This is a genomic window from Flavobacterium sp., from assembly GCF_043720215.1.
Taxonomy (GTDB): domain Bacteria; phylum Bacteroidota; class Bacteroidia; order Flavobacteriales; family Flavobacteriaceae; genus Flavobacterium.
This window is the reverse complement of the sequence record NZ_JAYSSZ010000062.1, coordinates 1-5,242: the sequence shown is the minus strand read 5'-3', so window position 1 is coordinate 5,242 and position 5,242 is coordinate 1. Positions and strand designations below refer to the sequence as shown.

General features: G+C 31.9%; 8 protein-coding genes. 5 read left to right on the top strand and 3 right to left on the bottom strand.

Annotated features, from left to right (window positions below):
- From ACHZC3_RS02825 to ACHZC3_RS02815, 3 genes are all read left to right on the top strand, one after another.
- On the top strand, nt 1-348 hold a 348-nt coding region (locus ACHZC3_RS02825), incomplete at its 5' end, for a DUF5915 domain-containing protein (protein WP_394758363.1).
- Nucleotides 349-355: 7 nt separating this feature from the next.
- Nucleotides 356-736 carry a TraR/DksA family transcriptional regulator gene (locus tag ACHZC3_RS02820; RefSeq protein WP_394758362.1) on the top strand — a complete coding sequence of 127 codons (381 nt, stop codon included), beginning with the start codon at nt 356-358 and terminating at the stop codon, nt 734-736.
- Between the two features lie 85 nt (nt 737-821).
- Complete coding sequence (locus ACHZC3_RS02815) at nt 822-1,415, top strand: lipoprotein signal peptidase (protein ID WP_394758361.1); 594 nt, start codon at nt 822-824, stop codon at nt 1,413-1,415.
- Nucleotides 1,416-1,471: 56 nt separating this feature from the next.
- Here ACHZC3_RS02815 and ACHZC3_RS02810 read toward each other — a convergent pair whose 3' ends face one another.
- Genes ACHZC3_RS02810 through ACHZC3_RS02800 form a run of 3 tightly spaced genes read right to left on the bottom strand, consistent with a single transcriptional unit; the run spans nt 1,472 to nt 3,236 of the window.
- A complete protein-coding gene (locus ACHZC3_RS02810) occupies nt 1,472-1,675 on the bottom strand; it encodes a quinol oxidase subunit 4 (RefSeq protein WP_394758360.1) in 204 nt (67 codons plus the stop codon).
- Nucleotides 1,676-1,702: 27 nt separating this feature from the next.
- The gene (locus tag ACHZC3_RS02805; RefSeq protein ID WP_394758359.1) at nt 1,703-2,266 is read right to left on the bottom strand and encodes a 5-formyltetrahydrofolate cyclo-ligase; all 564 of its coding nucleotides are present in this window, start codon (nt 2,264-2,266) and stop codon (nt 1,703-1,705) included.
- Nucleotides 2,259-3,236 carry a succinylglutamate desuccinylase/aspartoacylase family protein gene (locus ACHZC3_RS02800; RefSeq protein WP_394758358.1) on the bottom strand — a complete coding sequence of 326 codons (978 nt, stop codon included), beginning with the start codon at nt 3,234-3,236 and terminating at the stop codon, nt 2,259-2,261. The genes ACHZC3_RS02805 and ACHZC3_RS02800 overlap by 8 nt, the downstream gene beginning before the upstream one ends.
- A 118-nt stretch (nt 3,237-3,354) precedes the next feature.
- On the opposite strand from ACHZC3_RS02800, the gene ACHZC3_RS02795 reads away from it, so the two are divergent.
- Nucleotides 3,355-4,665, top strand: coding sequence for a Fic family protein (locus tag ACHZC3_RS02795; RefSeq protein ID WP_394758357.1), 1,311 nt, complete (start codon nt 3,355-3,357; stop codon nt 4,663-4,665).
- A 91-nt stretch (nt 4,666-4,756) separates the two neighbouring features.
- The coding region (locus ACHZC3_RS02790; protein ID WP_394758356.1) for a GIY-YIG nuclease family protein at nt 4,757-5,242 on the top strand (486 nt) is incomplete at its 3' end.

Genomic DNA, 5,242 nt, shown 5'->3' with positions numbered 1-5,242 from the left:
GATGTAGAAATCACATCGCAAGATATTGAAGGTTGGTTGGTTGCAAATTCTGGTGGAATTACCGTAGCATTAGACATTACGATTTCTGATGAATTAAGAAAAGAAGGGATTGCCAGAGAGTTAGTAAACCGAATTCAGAATTTGCGAAAAGATTCGGGTTACGATGTGACTGATAAGATTACGGTTTCGGTCGAAAAAAATGACAAGATTAATCAAGCCATTTTAGACAACCAAGACTATATAAAATCTGAAACACTGACAAAAGAACTAATTCTTTTAGAAAGTATCGAAAACGGTACGATTATTGAGTTTGATGATATAAAAACAATGATTTTAATTTCAAAATAAAGAAATTATGGTAGATGAACAAATAAGATTTTCTGATGCAGAATTAGCAGAATTCAAAGAATTAATCTTGGGAAAATTAGACAAAGCTAAAATAGATTTAGATTTAATACGAAGCGCTTACATGAATGACTTAAACAACGGTACCGATGACACATCGCCAACGTTTAAAGCGTTTGAAGAAGGAAGCGAAACGATGTCTAAAGAGGCAAACTCGCAGCTGGCTATTCGTCAAGAAAAATTTATTCGTGACTTGAGAAATGCACTAGTTCGTATCGAGAACAAAACCTATGGCGTTTGTAAAGTGACAGGAAAATTGATAAACAAAGATCGTTTAAAAATTGTTCCTCACGCAACAATGAGCATTGAAGCGAAAAATTTGCAACGATAATATCGAAATTATATACGACTAAACGCTCCTTTTTGGAGCGTTTTTTATATAATATTGTTTATTTTTGCATCATAATTTTATAAAAATGAATTTAAAGAAAGCCTATTTTATCGTTTTTCTGGTTTTATTAGTAGATCAGATTTCAAAAATATATATAAAAACTCATTTCGTGTTACACGAAGAAGTTCAAGTGTTTTCATGGTTCAAAATACTATTTATTGAAAATGAAGGAATGGCTTGGGGAGCAGAAATTCCTGGTGTTTATGGCAAACTAACCTTGACTTTATTTAGGATTCTTGCTGTGGGTGGAATTGGTTATTGGCTTTGGGATTCGGTAAAAAAACAAAGTTCAAACATTTTAATTATTGCTATCTCATTAATTTTAGCTGGTGCTTTTGGTAATATTATCGATTCTGTATCGTACGGAAAAATATTTAATGATAGTTCTTATGAAGTAGCAACATTATTTAGCGATAAACCTTATGGCTCTTGGTTTTACGGAAAAGTTGTCGACATGTTATACTTCCCTATTTGGGAAGGAAATTTACCAACTTGGCTGCCAATTTGGGGAGGAAAACATTTTACTTTTTTCAATGCTATTTTTAATGTTGCCGATATGGCAATATCTACAGGTGTTGGGATTTTGATTGTTTTCAATAGAAGAGCTTTCGGGAAATAATGATGGTTTTATTTAGTGCCATAAAAGCATAAAAACTTCGTAAATAATATTTTATATTAATCTCTATGCTTTTTTTTATGTTGACCAGGAGCATAATCTTTTGCGCTTCCTCCATAAATTTTCTTAGCTTGTCCTGGTGGTAGTCTTTTTGCTTTGACCACTACAACTCTTGAGGGATGATGTACAATACAACTTGTAAATGTGAATGTTAATAAAAGAAAAACGAAAAATATTTTAACACTTGTAATTTGAAACTTCATAGTAGGTTATTTTTTTTCAAATATAAATTAAAAACTATAAACTTTGCTTAAAGTTACACAAAAATCCAATTTAATATCGTTTTCAAAAACATCTGAAATAAATTCTTCGGCTTCAAAAAAAGAAAGTCCTATTTTGATGGTTTTAGGGTTGCATTCGGAGAGGAATTTATCATAAAACCCTTTGCCGTAACCTACACGATTTCCTGTTTTATCAAAAGCAAGAAGCGGAACAAAAACCACATCTATTTTATGAGTTGGAACTTCTAAACCATCTACTGGTTCTGGAATGTTGTATTCGTTTTTCTTAATTTTAGTATTGTCTGTCAACAAAAAATGAGTCATTTCTCGAGTGTCAAAATCAGCTTTCGAAATCACAATTTCCTTGTCTTTACCTTGCAATAAATGTAAAATGTATTCTGTGTTTACTTCTTTTTGCTCTTCCATAGAAAGAAAAATATGAAAGTACGTTTTATCCCAAATATCTAATTTCAAAATTGTATTGGCGATTGCTAAAGACATTTCTTCAATTTCATCAGGACGTAATTCTTCTCTTTTCCCTTTATATATTTTCCTTAATGCTGATTTATTCATCGCCCGTAGCATTAGAAATATGATATATAGCATCTCCTTGATAGACAATTGGCGCGTCATTTACATTAATAATATAACCAGAATTTGGCGCTTTTAATTTGTGTTCAATTTTGCCATAAGGATCAGAAATTGTAGCTAGAATTTGTCCTTTTTCTACAAAACTTCCTATTTTAGTTAGTCCGTGAAACATTCCAGAATATTTGGCACGAATCCAACCCGATTTTTCAATATAAAGTGTTTTGTGTTCCGGTATTGTGATTTTTTTTCGCGAATTCAGCATGCCAAAATGATTCAAAATGCGTTTAGTTCCTTCAATACCTTCATGAGTTATACTTTTACTAATGTCAATTGATTTTCCTCCTTCAAACAACAACATTTTCACACCTAATTTATCGCAAGAATTCCTAAAGGTGCCATGAATGTTTTTAGAAAACAATCCAAATGGTGCATTAAAAACATCGGCAAGTGCTTTTAATTCGGAATTATCTGGAACAATACGAATTTGTGGAGCGTTAAAACGACTCGCGCCTCCAGCATGAAAATCGATAGCAAAATCGACTAATGGAATTATTTCTGTCAAAATAGAATGTGCAAATTGGCTAGCTAAAGACCCTGATTTACTCCCTGGAAAAACCCTATTCAAATCACGTTTATCAGGAAACTCACGAGTTTGATTCAGAAAACCAAAAACATTAATAACAGGAATGCAAATAATAGTACCTATTTTAGGTTTATTTATTTTTTGAACAATCAACTGACGAACAATTTCGATTCCGTTTATTTCATCACCATGCAATCCTGCAGTGAGCAATACGGTTGGTCCATGAAACTTAGATCGCTCTACAATAATGGGGATTTTTAGTTTGGTCATGGTGTGAAGTTTCGCAATTTCCATATTAATGGTTTTGCTTTCTCCGGGTAAAATGGTCTCTTTTAAAACCGTTATAGTTTTGTGTTCGTGGTGAGTCATAGTAGGTTAAAAGTATAAATATAGAAAATAATGATTTATGAACTATAAGTTGTCTCTTGTTTTTCGGTTTTAAACAATTGAATTTGTAAATTTGTTTTTTAGGCAATCTTAAAACATAATGGAAAACATTCTAAAAGCGTTAGCATTAAAATCAGAATTAGACACTCTTCGTCCCATAGATAAAGAGCAAGAAGATCGAATAATGCAAAAATTTCGTTTAGACTGGAATTATCATTCTAATCATCTCGAAGGAAATTCTTTGACTTATGGTGAAACAAAAGCTTTGATTTTATTTGGAATTACCGCACAAGGCAAGCCATTAAAAGACACTTTAGAAATTACAGGACATAACGAAGCTATCAATTGGGTTTTAGAAATGGTAACCGGCGACAGACCTCTAACCGAAAATTTTATTAGAGAATTACATTCACTTTTGCTAAAAGACTCCTATAAAGAATCTAAAAATGCTGACGGCGTATTAGTTCCTAGAAAAATTAGTGCTGGAAAATACAAAACAACCTCTAATCATGTAGAAACAGTAACTGGAGAAATCTTTTATTTTGCAACACCAGAAGAAACGCCTTCAAAAATGACCGATTTGATAGATTGGTACAAAAGTAAAACGGAGCAAAACGACGTAAATCCAGTATTACTAGCGGCTGAATTTTATTATAAATTTATAAGGATTCATCCTTTTGATGATGGAAATGGCAGAACTGCCAGGATTTTGATGAATTTTATTTTAATGAAATTTAATTATCCTCCAGTAATTATAAAAACAGAAGATAAAGCCAATTATTTTGCTGTTTTACAACTGGCTGATGCCGGAAATCTCGAAGCTTTTACAGAGTATATTGCTCAAAATCTTGTTCGTTCACTAGAAATTATGATAACTGGAGCCAATGGTGAAAGTATTGAGGAAGATGATGATTTGGATAAGGAAATTGCTTTGTTGGAACAGAAAGTCAAATCTTTAGGAGAAAAAATAGAAATTACAAAAAGCAAAGATGCAATTATAAATATTTATGATGATTCTTTAAAAAGATTGTATGAGAAATTTAAAGAAAGTTGTCAAAAATTCGAAAAGTTTTATATTGAAAACAAATGTTATGTTTTATTTGATGATGGTTTATATAAGAATGATTTATTGAATCAGAGAAATAGCATTAACGAAAAAACTAAAAGTTTAGCATTTGTAAGTCATCATAATATTTTTAAAATAGAAAATTATGGTGAATTTAATTATAGATTTTCTTCAATTACAATAACTTTCAATTTAGATAAATATAACTTACGTTGCAATGATATAAAATTTTATGAAAAAAGCTATTTGGAGCAGTTAACAGAAGAGGAGATAAATAAAATAATTAATACAATTTCCAAAAAACACATTTCATTTATCGAACAAAAAATTGCTGAAAAAAAATAAACAATCCTTGAGAATCACTTTAATCCGTTAAATCTGTGGCTAATTTCTCAATATCAATTGCAAAAATCAATTTCAATTCCAACACCAAATAATGTCAATTCCATCTTTAGAGTTACAAATACAAACACTTCCGGATAATCCCGGAGTATATCAGTATTATGACAAAGAAGGCAAAATTCTGTATGTTGGCAAGGCAAAAAATCTAAAAAAAAGAGTTTCTTCCTACTTTAATAAAGTACATGACACAGCCAAAACCAATGTATTGGTTAAGAAAATTGTAACCATCAAACACATTGTTGTTCCCACTGAAACAGATGCACTATTATTAGAAAACAACCTTATAAAAACCTTGCAACCACGGTACAATATTTTGCTTCGTGATGATAAAACCTATCCTTGGATTTGTATTAAAAAAGAACCTTTTTCGAGATTATTCCCAACTCGAAAAATGATTAAAGATGGTCCCTGCCTTGTTGAAGCCCACCTTGCGCACCGGGCTGGCGTGGCCGCTGGGGCTGATCACGCTGCTGGGGTTACCGCTGGTATTTGCAGGCGCGGCAGCGGTCCTGGCCGCGCT